Genomic DNA, 17,945 nt, shown 5'->3' with positions numbered 1-17,945 from the left:
CCATTATTTTATAGGTCGATATGACCGCCGTACACTGTATGCCCGCTTGTTTTATCTACAGGGCGCTTTGTACCGCAGGCACCGCAGAAATCCTCATCCGGCGGAAGTTCCCTGCCGCAACCAGTACAGAATACCTTTTGTTCTGCTTGATCTGGGTTAGCCCGAGGCGGTTCCGGACGTCTGGTGCCACAGTTGACGCAAAATGTCTCATCCGGCAGCAATTCCCGACCGCAGTTGGTGCAAAACACCTTTTGTGCGGCGTCTGAAGCGCCAGCGCTCTGATAGACCGGCTGTCCGTAAGGCTGTCCATATGGTTGCGCAACAGGCATTTGGTAGACAGCCCTTTCCTTTTTATAGGGATGCGTCAGCCACCAGCCCAGCAAGAAGGTCATGGGGAGCCCCACTGCCAGAATGGTAAACATACTCAGCATGTACTTGTCATGGTCTGGTGCATGATTAATGATTGCCAGATATCCCTGATACAGGTCAGATAGATTGTTCACCAGGTACAAAATACCGGGAACAAACCAAATCGCCCGGTTGAACTTTGCAATACCGGATTTCCCCTTCCAGTCCTGAAAGGCAGCAAACAGCAATAACAGAAGCGCAATCACTGCGGCAATTGCTTGGCCTAAGAGAAGATCTTTCCAAGCTGGCCCCCAGAGGCTGCGGCTAAACACAATATCGCAGATGCATAAAAGCGGTATGACCAGTTCCAGCCCCAAGGCGAGGAAAAGGGTTAGTCTCCGCTTCCGCTGGTACAGCACCGCTGCCAGCACGATCCCCGAAATCAGGGAAAGAATTGGAAGAAGTAGGGTGTTCAGAAGCCGGTTCCAGGGCATATGTGGAAGTGAGGCATAGGTCATAAAAATGCTTAGTAGCCCCAGTAGCACATTGGCTGTGCAGAAAATCGCTGCTACCGGAAATTTTATTTTCTTTGTTTCGTTCATGTTTCTACCTCCAAGAAATACAATTAGACCGCCAATGGCCGCAATCGCTATCAGCAGAGCAATCTGCAGTCCGTTTCCAGCCTCCCGAATCGGCGGGATACTTCCGTCCGGGTTGACCTTTCCGCTGCGCAGCTAAGCATTCCGCTCAGGATGGCGAGATCGTTGTCGGATTCATAGGCGAATTTCTCGAACAGACTTTCTTTGAATTTCGCAGATGCTCGGCACAACGAATTGGAATTCCCTATGTTTCCTCTTCTTCAAATTAGCTCCCAACGTCCGAAACCCGCACATATTCTCTGTCTGGCCACCAACCGTCCGGGTAATCCACAACAATCCGGTTGTTCTCCAAACGATAAAAGATAGAGTCGATGCCGTTCTGGAAGGGTTCCGAAGCAGTAACGCTGCCGTCTTTGCTCCAAACAAAATCACGCTGGTCATATGCACCGCTTGCTGTGGCGAACACATAGACGCCGCGCACCTCACTGCCATTCGACTCATTGATGATAAACTGCTCTTCCTGATTTCCGTCATCGTATTGGTAAATACCGCACCAGTCTATCACGCTGTCTGGCCCATCCAAATCCTCCGATGAATTCTCTGGAACCGCGATCCCCAGCACGTTCAACATATATTCCATATCCGTCCGGAGGGATTCCATCATTTCTTCTTTTACGTTTTCAAAACCTTTATCGTAGGCCAACTGGGTGTTTGTGTAAAACAGAGTTTCCTTGCTTTCCGTAAAATTCATCCCATCCGGAAGCTGGTTCATATAAAAGGCGTTGTTTTCATATTGATAGACCTCTCCAAATTCCCCATTCTCGTCAAAGCCATATAAATGAACATACATGGGGGCATTGTCCAGGGAATCATATACCGGAACATACAGGTTTCCGCCATTTTGATAAATGCGGCTGCTAATGGCAGCTTCGTGGTTTTCCTCCTGCTGCCTTTCGCAGAAAAGCTGAACCGCTTCGCCGTTTTTTACTGTCCATACATCAACAAACGGAAAAATACTCTCGCGATTGTTATAGAGCATCACCAATTCCTCAGTGCCATCCTGATTAAAGTCCATCAGATCAATTTTGAATACACCACGTGCACTGCATTCATACTCAGCTTCATCAAACCAGAGAGAGCCTTGATCTGCAAAGGTCTGTTTAACCACATTCGCATACAGCTCGGTGGTATTGACAGTCTCCTGATTCTCTATTGAAGTGTCCTGGACATAGCCGTCCCCTTGAACCGTGCCGTTCCAAAAAACAAAGGATCCGTTGTTCCCATTCGGGTGGAACTGGCGGAAACGGCAATAATCAAAACTGTCAGCCCCCAGGATGAACCAGCATTCGCCATTCCAGCCTGCATAGATCAAATCAGGAATCCCGCTTACGCTTTCCGGCAGGTCGAAGGCAGTTTCCTTCAGCGTTTCAAGATCAAGAAGGCAAAGGGACATATCCCTGAAATAGTAGAGTCCTGCGTCGCTAAGGGCAAATCGGTTATATGTTCCCTCATAAGATGCAAGCTTTTCAATTTCGCCGTCATGAATGCTTAATTGGTAAATGTTGTCTGAATCTGCATAATACAGATAATCGCCCTTGGGAATAAAGGAGAAATACTTCTCCCAGTCATCATCGTCCTGGGATGGCACTCTACCGATTACCTCTTCCTCAGAATTCTCCGTTTTTCGATATAGGGTTTCTCCCATCAGATTATTCACCACGTCAGGAACAAAATAATAATAGTATCCGTCGTTATACGCTACAAAGCAGGCAGGCCCCTCAAGGTCAAGAAAATCCTCCTGTCTGCACAGCTCACCGGTATTCAGATCCAGCCGGTAGAAGAAAAATCTGTTGCCGAAGATGAGATAGTCTTCAAAGAAGTAAATGCCTTCCATTTGAGACGGAAAATCGCCATATGTATTGAGCTGCTCATAGCTTACAAGGGTGCCGTCTTCCTTGCCGTCTTTGCTGATCCAGTGAATTTCATATTTCTCGTCGCCCTGCTCTGTGGCATTTGTGCATTCCAGAAAGCAGATCTTATCGTTCCACAGGAACAGCGCTCCCAGCGGATACTTGGACCATCCATCGCCCTTTATTTGATCTGCTTCATAGAGAATTTCCGGCCTTGAATTCGACTGATCGCCGATGCGCATGATATAAGCCTGCTCCGCTGCCTGTTCACCAAGATAGTAAATGTATTCGTCATCGTAAATAACTTCACTGGCACCAAGGGAAACAGAGCCTTGACCGTATTCAGGAACGCTGTCTTTGGGGCGGAGCACAAAAATCAGCATCACCGCAAGAATGACTGTAAGCACTACACCGCCAATGGACAGGCCGATTGCAAGCCCCTTTTTTGATTTCTTCACGGACGCTACAGCGCCGCTCATTTGCACATTGAAATTTTGCGCCTCCATCAGCGGCTCCGGCTTCGGTACATTCACCGGTTTTGGCATTTGGATGCCGCCCACTTCATCCGATACACTTGCCGGTTGCTGCGGCACCGGCGAAGCTTCTTGTGATATCTTTACAGGTGCGCCGCACGCACCGCAAAATTTTGCGTTATCCGGCAAAGGATTCCCGCACTTTGAACAGAACATAATCTCTACTCCTCTCGCTTGCCGGAGACAAAAGCAGTCCCAGCTCATTTTCCATCCCATTTTACCTGAAGCGACAAAAAAGCGCCCCACACAATCAGGTAGTTTTCAGAAAATAATTTGAAAAAATTCTGTACACTACCCTTTTGTGTGGGGCGAATTTGGCTTATTGTGCTATAATAATCTTATTATGTTCTAGCTGCATCAACCAGTTAGAATCATCTTTTCTAAGGAGGGAATCCGATGGACGAGCGTAAAAAATCCGTTGTCCGGCTTTTTGCGGCGGCAGTGCTACTGTTTGCTGTCTCCGCATACCGGCAGCTTAGTATGCGGTACTTGCCGGAAGATTCTCTGCGGCCATATCTTGTCTGGGCGGTCTATATGCTGCTCCTTTTTAGCTGGCAGCATACCATTACAACGAAAATCATGCAGAAATCCATGCGCAGTCATCTGACCGCGCAGAATATCGTCAACATTTTATATTTAACGATTCGCTTTGTTCAGGATGCATTCCTTTATGTAAACATTTCATGGATGCGTTTTACCGGATATTTTATTGATATCGCAGTTATCTTTGTTCCGCTGTTCGGACTTTACGGTGCGTTCTATCTCGGCAAGGCAGACGATTACCGAATTAGCAAAAAGTGGTATCTGCTCCTGATACCGGCTTGTTTTCTGAGCGTAATGGCGCTGACCAACGATCTGCATCATTTTTTCTATTATATCGTGCCAAATGAGCCACAGTCGAATTTGTATTTTCACCCATACATTGGCACATATATGATTCACATATGGGCGCTTAGTATCATTGCATATCAGGTGTATGTGATTTATCAACGTAACGGCACGGCAAAGTCAGATCCGTTTTACCGAAAGCTGGTTCCCTTCTACGAGCCGATTTTACTCTTTCTGTTCAGTATTCCTTATGCTGCGACGGCCTACGTAGTGCGGTTTGAGCTTGTGGAATATTCGGCGGGACTGATTTTCATCATCGTGCTTTGCTGGCAGCTCTATATTTTGACCGGGCTGATTCCCGTAAACACGCAGTACGGCGAAGTGTTCCGGCGGTCTACGGTGGCAATGCAGACTCTTTCCCCAAGTGGGGAGACGATTGCAACATCGGAAAACGCGGCGGATATCACACCGGTTATACTGGAATCCCTAAAGCAGAATCAGCATTTTTCTGTTACGGAAGATGTTATCATGCACCTGCATCAAATCCCGGGTGGGTATATGGTCTGGCAGACCGATCTCTCGCAGATCAATCAGGCTTTACGGGAGCTTCAGAGACTGAATGCGGAACTGGAAGAAGAACAAGATCTGCTGGCGCAGGAAATCCGCGTTCAATCAGATGAGGCAAGCATTCAGGCGCGCAATGGTATTTATGACAGCTTATCATCGGAGGTGGCCGGACAGCTCGCTTTGATGGAAAAGATTCTGTCGAAAGAATCCCTTTCCTCAGATGACTGGAACCGCATCTGCCTCATCGGCACCTACGTCAAACGGTTTTGCAATTTACAGCTTACTTATCAGGAACAGCAGATGATTCCGATGGGGGATTTAGCCATCAGCTTACAGGATGTGGCGAAATGTATGAAGAATCTTGGAATAAGGACAAGCTTGGATTTCTGCCCCACATCAAATTTAGAGCCGGAGCTGATTCTCCTCATTATGAAAACTTTGGAAGAGATTTTAGAGGAGGCAGATTTTCGTCTGACCTCTATGGAAATCCAAATCAGTGACACAGCTTGCTTTGAGATTACCGGCACAGACCATGAACTTGCTCCTCGTTCTTTAGAATACGGATATCGGTTCCAGACAGAAAAGATTCCGTCAGGTTATCGTTTTTTACTCTCACAGGAAGGAGAGGTAATGCGGTCATGAAAAAGAATATGTCAGCTAAAATGATCAAAAAGTCAATTGACTCTTACCCCGGCGGCATCTGCTTCTCCGCATTGGACGGACGGGTCATTCTCGTTAATGAAAAGATGAATCAGCTGGTGCTGGAACTGACCGGGCATACAATCCTGAACGCAAAGGCGGCGTGGGAGGAACTCACAAACTTTGCTAATAACGGTAAAGCGGAAAAGCTAACTCAATCTTGGCTGCCGAAAGATACGGACAAAGTAAATGGAAGCACCCACCAACAGTTGTTCTTCCGCTTCTCAGACAGCTCGGTCTGGCGTTTTGAACTGAGGTTTCTTGATTCTAATACCGTTCAGGTTGAAGCGGCGGAAATTACCGAACTCTACCGGCTCAGCGAAGAACTGTACGAGAACACCATTCGGCTGCAAGAGATGCAAAAGCGGCAGAAAACCTTGCTGGACAGCATCGTAGAAGTCAATTTGAATAAAGAGATTCTCGCTGCGAAAATGCATATCCATGATGAGCTGGGTCACTGTTTGCTGGCCACCACTAAGGCAATTACGGAAGACAGTCTGGCCGAGAACACCGATGTACTGCGGGAAAGCTGGAACAGCACCATTCGTGATTTTTTCAATATTCCTACTGTGTGGACGGTTCCTGATTCTTCCCTGCAGTCTGAACTGATGCAGGTGGCGGAGCTGATTGGTTGTAAGGTTGTATTCCTTGGCGAACAGCCAAAAAGCCGTAAGGCATTACAGCTTTTGTATGCCGCCGTCCGCGAGGCGCTCACCAATGCGGTACGCCATGCGGATGCTACGGAACTGACGGTAAAAATCGAGCAGGACGAGAAAAGTTATCATATAGAGATATCCGACAACGGTAGTGTATCTGTTTCAAACATTACGGAAGGTAATGGTCTTAGCGCATTGCGGCAACGATTGGAACAAGAAGGAGCATCCCTAAAAGTGCTCTGCGACAACAGCGTTTCCCTCATTGTGAGTATTCCATTTGATTTAGACGAAATCCAGAAAGGAGGACGAAAATGATACAGGTTTTAGTAGTAGAAGATTCTAGGATTACCCGGGACGCCATTGAGAATCAGATCGCCAAATCAGAAAAATATATCCTGTACGCCTCCATAGAAAATGCGGCGAATGCTGAAATAGCCTGTCTGCGCGGGTGTGTCGATTTAATCCTGATGGATGTCTGTACGGCTGATGAAGAATCAGGCCTGAAAGCTGCGGCAAAGATTAAGCAGTATAATCCAAAAATCAAGATCATCATCATGACTTCTATGCCAGAGCATTCCTTTATTCAAAAAGCAAAAGCTTGTGGCTGTAACGGCTTTTGGTACAAGGAATATGGCAGCACTGCCCTGATGGAAGTCTGTGACCGGGTGATGAACGGCGAATATGTTTACCCCGAGGACACACCGATGATTCGTATCGGGTACAGCAACAGCGCTGAGTTTACCAGCCGGGAGTTTGATATTATCCGGGAGCTGGCACAAGGCAGGAAATATGAGGAGATTGCGGCAGATCTGGATATTACGCCAAACACCGTCAAGTACCACATCAAGAATATATTGCAGAAAACGGGCTACCAGAACACCTTGCAGTTGGTGGCTGAGGTGGTAGAAAAGCGGTTGATTCTGCCGAAGTATTAAGCATGAAGGAGAACGCAAAATGAGTAGATTAACAGAGCTTTATAAGCAACAGTCAGTAAAAGTTGGTGCAGAAGCCGATGCCGCAAAAAACGCTGCGCAAGAAAAAGAACGCCACGAAGGCGTTATCAAAAATACCAAGTATCTCCAGATGCAAAGTGCTTATCGTTTTTACTACAAGTTTTATCCAGAAATATAAAAACGCTCATACATAAATCGTATGAGCAGGTTACCTGGTCGGGGTTAGCAGGCTCGAACTGCTGACCTCGCGCTCCCAAAGCGCGCGCGCTACCAACTGCGCCAAACCCCGGATATAGAATATTATAACACCTTTCGATAATTTGAAAAATGCTTGACTTGTTAGTATCCACGCAATCTGCACTAAAGTTTTGGAATTTTATCAACTTTAACAGATTGATTTTTTGTTCTTGCTTATTTGTACTATTTGAAAACTTTGGATGCAAAAATTCAAAATACGAGATCTGGCTGGATAAGACGCTTAACATTAAACTATAACATTACCGCTCTCCGACCAATATAAAAATTGGTGCAAATTCTCATTTTCTCACGGCTTTCGCTCTAAGCGTAACCGCAAAGTAAAGCCGTGAGAAATGCGCATTCCGCTATCAGTGTGACGTCCTAACACACACAGAGTGACAGCGAGGCTGACGAGGTAGCCGCGCTGTCCCACGGTGCGACTGATTTTGTGGGAAAACCTTATAAACCACAGATTATTTTACACCGGGTCGCCAGCATTATTCATCTGCGGGAGACCGCGGCCATGATTAATCAGTTCCAGTATGACCAGTTGACGGGTATCTACAGTAAGGAGTATTTCTATCAGCGCGTGAGGGAATTCCTGCGGCAGAATCCGGGTAAGCGGTGTGATATCATCTGTTCTGATATCGAGAATTTTAAACTGATTAATGACGTATTTGGCGTAGCGGCCGGGGATCAGCTGCTGTGCGGAATTGCAGAACTTTACCGGAAGATGACGGGACATCATGGTATCTATGGACGGCTGAATGCCGATCAGTTTGTATGTCTTCTGATGCATGATGGAGACTATACCGATGAAATGTTTATCGGCGCCAGTGAGCAGGTTAACGCTCTTTCCAACGCCAGAAGCGTTGTGATGAAATGGGGCATTTATTCCGTCGAGGATCGGAACGTGAGCGTGGAGCAGATGTGCGACCGCGCTCTTTTAGCTGCCCGCAGCATTAAAGGGCAGTATGGGAAATATTTTGCCTATTATGATGACAAGCTGCGGGATGAACTGCTGCGGCAGCAGGGTATTATCGACAGTATGGAGAAGGCCCTGGGGGAAGAGCAATTTTTAATCTATCTCCAGCCTAAGTACCGGATCAGGGATGACGGCCTGGCCGGCGCTGAAGCTCTGATCCGCTGGAAGCATCCGGACTGGGGATTTCAGTCCCCGGCTGAATTCATACCGCTATTTGAGAAAAATGGGTTTATAACAAAGCTCGATCAATATGTATGGGATAAAACCTGTTCCTATATGTGGGAATGGGATGATAAAGGGTATCCGCCGGTGCCGATATCTGTCAACGTATCCAGGGCGGATATTTATAATGAAGATATAGCGGATATCCTCATGCAAACAGTACAGAAATATGGCCTGTCTCCTTCCCGGCTTCATTTGGAAATCACAGAAAGCGCCTATACGGAAAACCCCAACCAGATCATCGAGACTGTCGGGTATCTGAGAGATTTAGGCTTTATTATTGAAATGGATGATTTCGGAAGCGGTTATTCATCTCTGAATATGCTCAACCAGATGCCCATAGATATTTTGAAGCTGGATATGAAATTCATTCAGAGTGAAACGGCCAAGCCAATGAATCAGGGAGTGCTGCAATTTATCATGGAGCTGGCCCGCTGGATGCATCTGGGGGTTGTAGCGGAAGGGGTAGAGACCAGAGAACAGCTGGAACGTCTCATTGAGACGGGCTGCGATTATGTACAGGGCTATTTTTATGCGAAGCCCATGCCTGAGAGAGAGTTTGAAGAGCTGCTGAAGGTACAGCCCGCTGGAGAGGAGGCATGGAATCGGGAGAAGGAGGAGTTCGAGAACAGGTATCAGAGTCAGGTACTATTGGTAGCCGATGAGGACAGCGGGTACCGCGGGCGTGTGCAGAGAGCCTTTTCAAAGTATTATCAGGTTGTCGAGGCAGTGGATACAGGCTCAGCCCTGGGGTATATCTCAATATATAAGGATCGGATGGGGGCAGTTCTGCTCAGCAATGCTTTACCGGGAGGTGATAGCTATTGCGTGCTGAAAGCCGTCAAAGAGGAAAAAGGAGTCTGGGATCTTCCGGTTATCGTAACCGGCCCCCCGGATATTCAGTACGAGCAGCAGGCTCTGGAGCTGGGGGCCGCGGATTATGCGGATAAACCCCATTCGGAAGAAAGCTTGTGGAGGAGAGTGCTTCATGCGGTGAAACTGGCTTCATTTCAGAAGAGGGAAAGGGATCTGCAGGAGGAAGCATACAGGGACCATATGACCGGGGTCCTGAACCGGAGAGGGTGGGAGATGGCTGTCAGAGCGCTGGAGAGAGAGGACGCGCCGTTTGCATTTTACCTGTTTGATCTGGATAACCTGAAGCAGATCAACGATACTTTAGGGCACATAGAAGGTGACCGGCTGATTCAGGAGTTCAGCAGAGTGCTGCGCACCCGTACACGGAGGACGGACATCCTGGCCCGATACGGCGGAGATGAATTTATGGTTATCATGAAACTGATGAAATCTGAAAAGGATATCCTCAAAAAGGGAGAGGAAATCTGCCATGCATTTTCTAATATTTACTTTTCAGACCAGTTGACTGTGACTGCGTCTGTGGGGATTGCGGTCTGGAATGCGGAGGATTCGGCAGAAGAAGCGATAAAACGGACAGATATGGCATTGTACCGGGCAAAAACGAATGGTAAAGGCGGGTGCTACCTGTGGAGAGAATAGAGGGAAGGGAACAGAATATGACTGCAAGGGATGCAGCTCTGGCATTTTGCCGGTACTGGTTTGAACAGCGTGACGAAATTTCTGCGACAGAGATGCTGGATGAGGATGTGGATTTTGTCGGAACGGGCGAACATGAAGCCGCCCATGGGAAGGAAGAGATGTCTGAATATGTCAGACAGGATATCAGCGAGATCACGGAACCGTTCGTCTGCAGCCTGGAAGTGATCTGTGAGCAGATAATCTGTGAGGATGCGTGTAATCTGTCAACGAAAATGACGCTGAAAAACGGGCAGTATATCTGGCATCTGAGATCATTCTTTACGATGGTGAAGGAAGACGGCGGGGCATGGAAGGTGAAAAGCTTTCATGTATCTGAGCCGGGCGGCAGCCAGCGGGGAGAAGAGCATTATCCAAAGACTCTGGTAATGGAGCAGATAGCCAGGCAGAGGCAGGAACTGTTAAGCGATTCGGTGGCAGGTGGCATGATGGGCGGTTATATAGAGGAGCAGTTCCCTTTTTATTTCATAAACCGCCAGATGCTTGATTACCTGGGATATGGAAGTGAAGAGGAATTCGTCAGAGATATAGATGGCAAAATTACCAACTGTATGCATCCGGACGACCGGACGATGGTTGACCGGACGGTTGACGGGCAGCTGGAGAAAGGGGATGAGTACGTCGTCGAGTACCGGATGCGGAAAAAAGACGGTTCTTATATCTGGGTGCATGACCTGGGGCGGCGGATTATTGCGGAAAACGGCCGTCCGGCGATTGTCTCAGTCTGTATAGATATTACGGGGCAGAAGAAGATGCAGGACGAACTTCTGCATCTCTACAATAATATACCGGGAGCAGTTTTCAGGTGCAGATATGATGAGGATCTTTCAGTGATCGATGCCAATGACGGACTGTTTGAATTCCTGGGATATTCGCGGGAGGAATTCTCAGCCATGGGCAGCAGGATGTCGGCGGTGATCCATCCGGAAGATATGCCGGATGTGACAGAGAGGATCAGTGAACAACTGCGCCATGGCAGCACAGTTCACAGTGAGAACCGCCTGGTCTGTAAGGATGGGAGCATAAAATGGGTTTCTGTCAAAGGCCAGATGTTCCAGGAAAAGGATGGCGCGCAGTTTTTCTGCGTATTTATTGATATAACAGATGAGAAGCGCCTTCAGAAACGCAATAATGAGCTGTATGAGCAGGAACTGGCGTATTTTGTGGAGCTGTCCTCAGAAGAAGGGAGCAGTCAGGGAAGAATTAATATAACCCAGAACCGGACGGAGAATTATATCGCTACCCCCCAGATGGCGATTGCCGGTGTGGGAACCACTTATGATGAACTGGTAGAGCACCTGGCCGCTTCTGCGGTTGATCCGGCGTATGGGGAGAGAATCTACAATTCGCTGGCCAGAGATAAGGTCCTGACCGGATATGCTTCCGGAAAGACAGATTACCATTTTGAGTTCCTGAGGAAACGTGAAGATGAGGGGGCATTCTGGAGCAGCACAAGTTTCCAGCTATACAGAAAGCCTGGGACAGACGATATCATCGCGTTTTTTTATACCACGGATAACACAGCCTTTAAGCTGCAGGAAAAGCTGCTTAAGAAGATTGCGGAACTGGATTTTGATCTGCTCACGCAAGTGGATATCCGGAGGAACCGTCAGCGGCCGATATCTTCCTCTCCGGGGGATTTCCAGGCAGAATTGAGGAGGATGGCCCTTCAGTACATGGATGAAGAGGCCAGACAGGAATGTCTGCAGAAGCTGGATTTTGAGTATATGGAACAGAAGCTGGAGCAGACGCCGGTATATACATTTGTTTTGGAGATGAAAGATGAACAGGGCAATCAGAGGGTAAAAAGGTTCCAGGTGTTCTACATAGATAAGGAGCTGGGCAAAGTCTGCGTGGCGCGCAGCGATGTGACAGACATTGTCCAGAAGGAGCAGAGGCAGAAGGATGAGCTGGCGGCGGCTCTGGTTGCGGCCGAACAGGCGAATGCTGCAAAATCCGATTTCCTTTCCCGCATGAGCCATGAAATCAGGACGCCAATGAATGCGATTATCGGTATGAGCACCATCGCCGCCCAGTCGGTCGGAGATGACGAACTGGTGTCAGACTGCATTTCCAAAATTGGGATTTCTTCTCGGTTCCTTTTATCGCTCATCAATGATATTCTGGACATGAGCCGGATTGAAAGCGGGAAGATGCTGTTGAAGAATGAGAGGATTCCCACAGAAGAATTCCTGGTAGGAGTCAATTCCATCTGTTACAGCCAGGCGGCGGCCAAAGGAGTGGAATATGAGTGTATTGTGGACCCTGTGCTGGATGATTACTATATGGGAGATGCCATGAAGCTCCAGCAGGTGCTCCTGAATGTTTTAAGCAATGCGATAAAATTTACGGGAGAGGGCGGAAAGGTCACCTTTTCTGCAGCTCAGCGCCACCGGACGAAGAATGATGCGGTCCTTCGGTTTGTGGTAAATGATACGGGGGTCGGCATGAGTGAAGAGTTTCTTCCCCGCATCTTTGAACCCTTTTCTCAGGAATCCACGGGAACTACGGCTCTGTACGGCGGCACCGGACTGGGCCTGGCGATTTCTAAGAATATAGTGGATCTGATGGACGGAAGGATTACCGTGCGTTCGATCAAGGATATTGGGACGGAATTTACGATAGATGTGAAGCTGGATATTACAGAAGAGGAGAAACTGCACAGGCACCAGAAAAAACACGACTATAACTTTTCGCATCTGAAAACGCTGGTCGTGGATGATGATGTGGTAGTCTGTGAAAGCGCCGTCGTCACACTGCGTGAGATGGGCGTTACCGCCGAGTGGGTGGACAGCGGCCATAAAGCGGTCGAACGGGTGCGGGAGCTATGGGATACAGAACGATATTTTGATATGATTCTGATTGACTGGAAAATGCCGGGCATGGATGGTATAGAGACGGCCAGGCGCATACGCGCAATAGTGGGGCCGGAAGTTACAATAATCATCATGACGGCTTATGACTGGGTTTCCATTGAACACGAAGCCAAGCTTGCGGGGGTTAACCTGCTGATGAGCAAGCCAATGTTTAAATCTGCGCTGGTTTCCGCATTTTCAAGAGCTCTGGGAGAAAAGGAAGAGAAGGAGCAGCAGTCAGAGCCAGAGGCTTATGATTTTACCGGAAAAAGAATACTGCTTGCTGAAGACAATGCGATTAATACAGAGGTAGCGGTGATGCTTCTGGAAAGCAGAGGGTTTCAGGTGGATACGGTAGAAAACGGCCTGAAGGCGATGGAGCTGTTCAGTAAGACGGAAAAGGGATATTATAATGCGATTCTGATGGATATCCGTATGCCGCTGATGGATGGACTGACCGCGGCCAACAGTATCCGTCATCTCAGTAACGAGGACGCACAGACAATTCCGATTATTGCAATGACTGCCAATGCATTTGATGATGACATTGAGAAGAGCAAGGCGGCCGGGATGGATGCGCATCTGGCAAAGCCCATTGATTCAGAACGGCTGTACCAGACGCTTCATCACTTTATTTTTGGAAAGGAGGAATGAAGCTATGTGGGGATTTCAGAAAATTTTAGAAAATTACGGTGTTGATTATAAGGGCACAATGGAACGCTTTATGGGAAATGAATCTTTTTATTTACGGATGCTCGGGCTGCTGTCCAGTGACGAAAGCTTCCGGAATCTGGGCAGCGCGCTGGAGAACGGGAATCTGGACGGCGCGTTTGAAGCCGCCCATACTTTAAAGGGGGTCGCGGGAAATCTGGGACTGACTCCGCTCTACCGGTCGGTCTGTGCGGTCGTGGAGCCTCTTCGTATCCGGGAAGAACGGGATGATTATGCAGATTTCTATCAGGCGATACGGAAAGAATATGAGAAAGTGGAGCAGATGAGGCAGGAGTTAACGGGAGGGAATTGAGGATGGTGACGGAAGAACTGCAAGAGACGCTCAGCAATGTTCCCTGCGGTGTATGCGTTTATCGGGTGGACAGGATGGGAATTTCGCCGGTGTATCACAATCCGGCTTTTTATGAGATTGTCGGATATTCTGAGGAACACATACGCGAGGTGGAAAGGGAGACAAGATATCTGGGTGTTCATGCTGATGATATAGTTATCTTGCAGGAGAAGGTTGAGAAAGCCATCCATGAGAACGGCAGTCTGAGATACACCTACCGGCTGTGGAATGACCGGGAGATGGCATACCGCTGGATCCGCCTGGAAGGCAAAGTGAAACCCCAGGGGGACGGCTCTAAGCTCTTGTATGGCGTGTACAGCGATGTGAGCGAACAGCTCCGTCTGGACAGGGAGCTGAAGGAGGCCAATGACAGAATACAGAATATCATCAATACCATGCCCGGAGGAGTGGCCAGCTACCGGGTTGAAGGGGGCAAATTTATCCCCACGTATTATTCGGACGGAGTGATGAAACTTTCCGGGCATACGAGAGAAGAGTTTATGGAGCTGACCAGGGGTGACGCGCTGAACGTGATCTGTGAACCGGACCGTCAACGGGTGACGGTGGCGGCGGGAGCCGCGCTTGCCAGCGGGGAGGTTCTGGATGTCTCCTACCGGATGAAGCACAAGGATGGCAGTATCATATGGATTCATCTCAACGGGCGCCGTGTGGGCCCATTGACAGAGCCTGCGGAATTTTATGCTGTTTTTACAGGTATTTCTTCAGAAACACGCCTGTATCAGAGTATTGCTAACGAGTCTGCGGACGGGATCTATGTCATTGATAAGGAAAATTATGACCTGCTTTATATCAATGAATCCAGAGAGCTATTTTCCGGGGGAAAATCATGTCTGGGACAGAAATGTTACACGGCCCTGCACGGCAAGGATCATCCCTGCGAGTTCTGCACGCTGCACAGCCACAAATCTGATGGAGAAGAACATGAAATGGCGATTGCGGGAGCCGGCAGGTTCTATTCCACCCGTTTCCGGGAAACAGACTGGAACGGCGTCCCGGCATACATAAAATATATAAGAGATATTACTGAATCAGTAAAAACCAGGAAAGAAAAGGAGCGTCTGGAAGAATACTTTGAAACGGTTGTTAGGAACCTGCCTGACGGTATTGCTGTCATTCGCTATGAAGAGGACGGCAGCATGACGCCTGAATATATTTCAGATGGGTTTGCTGCGCTGACTGGCATGTCGCCGGAAGACGCATGGAAGCTGTACGGGTCGGACGCTGTCAGAGGTGCCCATCCGGATGATTTGGGTTACATTAAAGAACAGCTTTCTGCCCTTATGGCCGGGGGAATTGACCACCATGAGATGTCCTACCGGCTGAAAAAGGGCGTGGACGGCTATGTGTGGGTGAGAGTTTCGTTTTCTGTCATTCAGAACCAGATGGGGGAAAAACGCCTGTACGCTGTATACCGGGATATTACTGCAGAGAAAGAGGAACGTGAGCAGGTTCGGCGCAGGTACAACGAGCTGATTATCCAGCATTACCGCGCGCCCGGCCCGAATGCGCTGATTATCGGGCATTGCAATATCACCCGCAACAGGATCATTGAGATCATTGACTATACGAATTCTGATCCGCTGAACACCTTCGGTTCTGTCCGGGAAGAATTTTTCATGGGAATTGCCGGGATGATTGTTGAGCCAGGCGAGCGGAGGGAATTTCTGGATACCTATCTGGGAGCGCCTGCTCTTGCTGCATTCAGAAGAAATGAGACGGAAAAGGTGATGGAGTGCTTCATCCGCCTGCCCGGCGAGGAACTGGGGAGATATGTACGGTTCAAGATGAATATGGTGGTTTCTCCGGACAATGAGGATGTGACAGGAATCCTGACGGTGACTGATATCACCGAGCAGATAGTAGCCGGACGGATTCTGCATCAGCTTTCTGTAACAGGCTATGATTTTGTTGTGGATGTGGATCTGACCAGAGACCATTACTCGATTCTTTCCTGCAATGAAAATGCCTGCTGCATTCCGCCCCGGGAAGGGTGCCATACGAAATGGATGGACGGTATGCTGAAGAGCCGGATTGTCCCGCGGGACAGGGAACAGTATAAAAACTGCCTGGATCCGGAGCTCATGGTTAGCCGCCTGAGGAAGAGCGGTCCTTATACGTTCGCTTTTTCTATGTCTGATGATAACGGGGATATACGCACTAAAAACATGACGGTCTCTGCTGTCGATCTCCGGCTGGGAAGGGTGTGCCTTCTGCGGACAGATATCACTGAATCAGTGAGAGAGCAGCAGGGCCTGCTGAATATGATCGCTTACACCTTCGACCTGGCATGCTTTATTGATGTCGGAACCAAGAAAATGACCATGTATACCCGCCAGACGGTACTTGAGAACCTGCCGCCCTATCAGATTACGGATTATCAGGAAGCCATCGGCCGTTTTATCAGCCAGTACGGGACGGGAACGGCGGATAACCCGGCCGGCCGGCTCAGGCTCCCGGCAATTTTAGATCGTCTGGAGGAATTTCCCGGCGGCTATGAATTTATACTCCCGTACCGGGCAGAGCAGGAAGTGCGTTATAAGCAGGTCAACGTTCTATGGGGCGACCAGAACCACCGGACGGTCTGTCTGGTGAGGGCGGATGTGACAGACATGCTGGCAGCGGAGAGAAGGTCCCAGACGGAGCTTGAAAATGCCCTGGAGCTGGCGAAAAAGGCGGACCGGGCGAAAAGCAGCTTTCTTTCTACTATGAGCCATGATATCCGGACTCCCATGAATGCGATTATGGGAATGACGGCCCTGGCGTCAGCCCATCCGGACGATCAGGAACGGGTGAAGGATTGTTTGAAGAAAATAACAGTCTCCTCCCGTCATCTGCTGAGCCTGATTAATGATGTGCTGGATATGAGTAAGATCGATGGCTCAAAGATTAAGTTAAACCGTATGAACATTTCCCTTTTAGAACTTCAGGAGCAGATCTCAGCCATGCTGATCCCTCCGGCAAGTGCGTCAGGGCTGCAGTTTGTAACGAGGATGGGTAATATTACACATACCTGCTTCTACGGGGATTCGCTGCGAATCAATCAAATTCTTATCAACCTTCTGAGTAACGCGGTCAAGTTTACTCCGGAGGGAGGGAAGGTAGAATTTCTGGTGGAAGAAATACAGGCGGAGAAGGAAGGATATGTCCGTTATAGATTTACTGTGCGTGATACAGGGATAGGGATAGCGGAAGATTCGCTGCCGAGCATCTTCGAGCCGTTTGTCCGCAGCGATAATGCGGAACAGATTGAAGGAACCGGCCTGGGGCTCAGTATCGCCAAGGGACTGGTTGATCTGATGGATGGAAAAATCTCCGTACAAAGCAGTATTGGGCAGGGAACGGTCTTTTTAGTTGAGCTTGAATGTGAAGCGGCTGATGAGACAGAGAAGCCTGAGAGCAGTTCAGGAGATTCCGGTACGGATTCTGAAGAGCAGGATATACTCGCCGGCCGGCGGATTCTGGTAGCGGAAGATAACGCTATCAACGCGGAAATTATCTGCGGCCTGCTTGATATGTTTGGGGCGGAATCTGTGGTAGTGAAGGATGGGAAACAGGCGGTGGAGGAGTTTTCCGGAACAGCACCGGGAACATATGATGCAGTTCTGATGGATATACAAATGCCACAGATGAACGGATATGAAGCCACGAAGGCCATACGGTCATTGGGGCGGGCTGACGCAGGTGAGATACCGGTTATTGCAATGACTGCCAATGCGTTTGCTGAGGACGTGCAGTCGGCTATAGAAGCAGGAATGACCGCACATGTCGCAAAACCGATTGATGTGGGAATTCTGAAAACCACTTTGTATCAGACAATAAAGTGCGGGGTATACCATTCTGACAGCCGGGAATAGGAGAAACAGGTATGAGAAGAAAAATATGTTCAATAGTACTTAT

General features: G+C 48.7%; 10 protein-coding genes and 1 tRNA gene. 8 read left to right on the top strand and 3 right to left on the bottom strand.

The window, feature by feature from the left end; translation table 11 throughout:
- Positions 1 to 8: 8 nt before the first annotated feature.
- Both H9Q79_RS12605 and H9Q79_RS12600 read right to left on the bottom strand, forming a co-directional pair.
- Positions 9 to 950, bottom strand: coding sequence for a zinc ribbon domain-containing protein (locus tag H9Q79_RS12605; RefSeq protein WP_249328431.1), 942 nt, complete (start codon positions 948 to 950; stop codon positions 9 to 11).
- A 262-nt stretch (positions 951 to 1,212) separates the two neighbouring features.
- The gene (locus H9Q79_RS12600) at positions 1,213 to 3,546 is read right to left on the bottom strand and encodes a zinc ribbon domain-containing protein (protein ID WP_249328430.1); all 2,334 of its coding nucleotides are present in this window, start codon (positions 3,544 to 3,546) and stop codon (positions 1,213 to 1,215) included.
- 240 nt (positions 3,547 to 3,786) lie between these two features.
- Between H9Q79_RS12600 and H9Q79_RS12595 the strand changes: the two genes are divergently transcribed.
- The 4 genes from H9Q79_RS12595 to H9Q79_RS12580 are packed head-to-tail and all read left to right on the top strand — an operon-like array spanning position 3,787 to position 7,271.
- Positions 3,787 to 5,427, top strand: coding sequence for a hypothetical protein (locus H9Q79_RS12595; RefSeq protein WP_249328429.1), 1,641 nt, complete (start codon positions 3,787 to 3,789; stop codon positions 5,425 to 5,427).
- Positions 5,424 to 6,455 carry a sensor histidine kinase gene (locus H9Q79_RS12590; RefSeq protein ID WP_249328428.1) on the top strand — a complete coding sequence of 344 codons (1,032 nt, stop codon included), beginning with the start codon at positions 5,424 to 5,426 and terminating at the stop codon, positions 6,453 to 6,455. Before H9Q79_RS12595 ends, H9Q79_RS12590 begins: the two co-directional genes overlap by 4 nt.
- Positions 6,452 to 7,075: a response regulator transcription factor gene (locus H9Q79_RS12585; RefSeq protein WP_249328427.1), complete on the top strand. Its 624-nt coding sequence runs from the start codon at positions 6,452 to 6,454 to the stop codon at positions 7,073 to 7,075. Before H9Q79_RS12590 ends, H9Q79_RS12585 begins: the two co-directional genes overlap by 4 nt.
- A gap of 19 nt (positions 7,076 to 7,094) precedes the next feature.
- Positions 7,095 to 7,271: a hypothetical protein gene (locus H9Q79_RS12580; protein WP_249328426.1), complete on the top strand. Its 177-nt coding sequence runs from the start codon at positions 7,095 to 7,097 to the stop codon at positions 7,269 to 7,271.
- 35 nt (positions 7,272 to 7,306) lie between these two features.
- On the opposite strand, the gene H9Q79_RS12575 is transcribed toward H9Q79_RS12580, so the two are convergent.
- Positions 7,307 to 7,382 (bottom strand) — tRNA-Pro (locus H9Q79_RS12575).
- A 471-nt stretch (positions 7,383 to 7,853) separates the two neighbouring features.
- On the opposite strand from H9Q79_RS12575, the gene H9Q79_RS12570 reads away from it, so the two are divergent.
- From H9Q79_RS12570 to H9Q79_RS12555, 4 genes are read left to right on the top strand one after another with little or no spacing between them, the layout of a single operon-like run.
- The gene (locus H9Q79_RS12570) at positions 7,854 to 10,052 is read left to right on the top strand and encodes an EAL domain-containing protein (protein ID WP_249328425.1); all 2,199 of its coding nucleotides are present in this window, start codon (positions 7,854 to 7,856) and stop codon (positions 10,050 to 10,052) included.
- Positions 10,053 to 10,069: 17 nt separating this feature from the next.
- Positions 10,070 to 13,618 (top strand): response regulator, encoded by a 3,549-nt coding sequence (locus H9Q79_RS12565; protein ID WP_249329724.1) that lies wholly within the window; start codon positions 10,070 to 10,072, stop codon positions 13,616 to 13,618.
- A gap of 4 nt (positions 13,619 to 13,622) precedes the next feature.
- Positions 13,623 to 13,988, top strand: coding sequence for an Hpt domain-containing protein (locus H9Q79_RS12560; protein ID WP_118643491.1), 366 nt, complete (start codon positions 13,623 to 13,625; stop codon positions 13,986 to 13,988).
- Between the two features lie 2 nt (positions 13,989 to 13,990).
- Positions 13,991 to 17,902 carry a PAS domain-containing protein gene (locus H9Q79_RS12555; RefSeq protein WP_249328424.1) on the top strand — a complete coding sequence of 1,304 codons (3,912 nt, stop codon included), beginning with the start codon at positions 13,991 to 13,993 and terminating at the stop codon, positions 17,900 to 17,902.
- Positions 17,903 to 17,945 lie beyond the last annotated feature (43 nt).

It is taken from the genome of Wansuia hejianensis (assembly GCF_014337215.1).
In the GTDB taxonomy this organism is placed as follows: Bacteria; Bacillota; Clostridia; order Lachnospirales; family Lachnospiraceae; genus Scatomonas; species Scatomonas hejianensis.
This window is presented reverse-complemented; position numbering and strand designations above follow the sequence as displayed.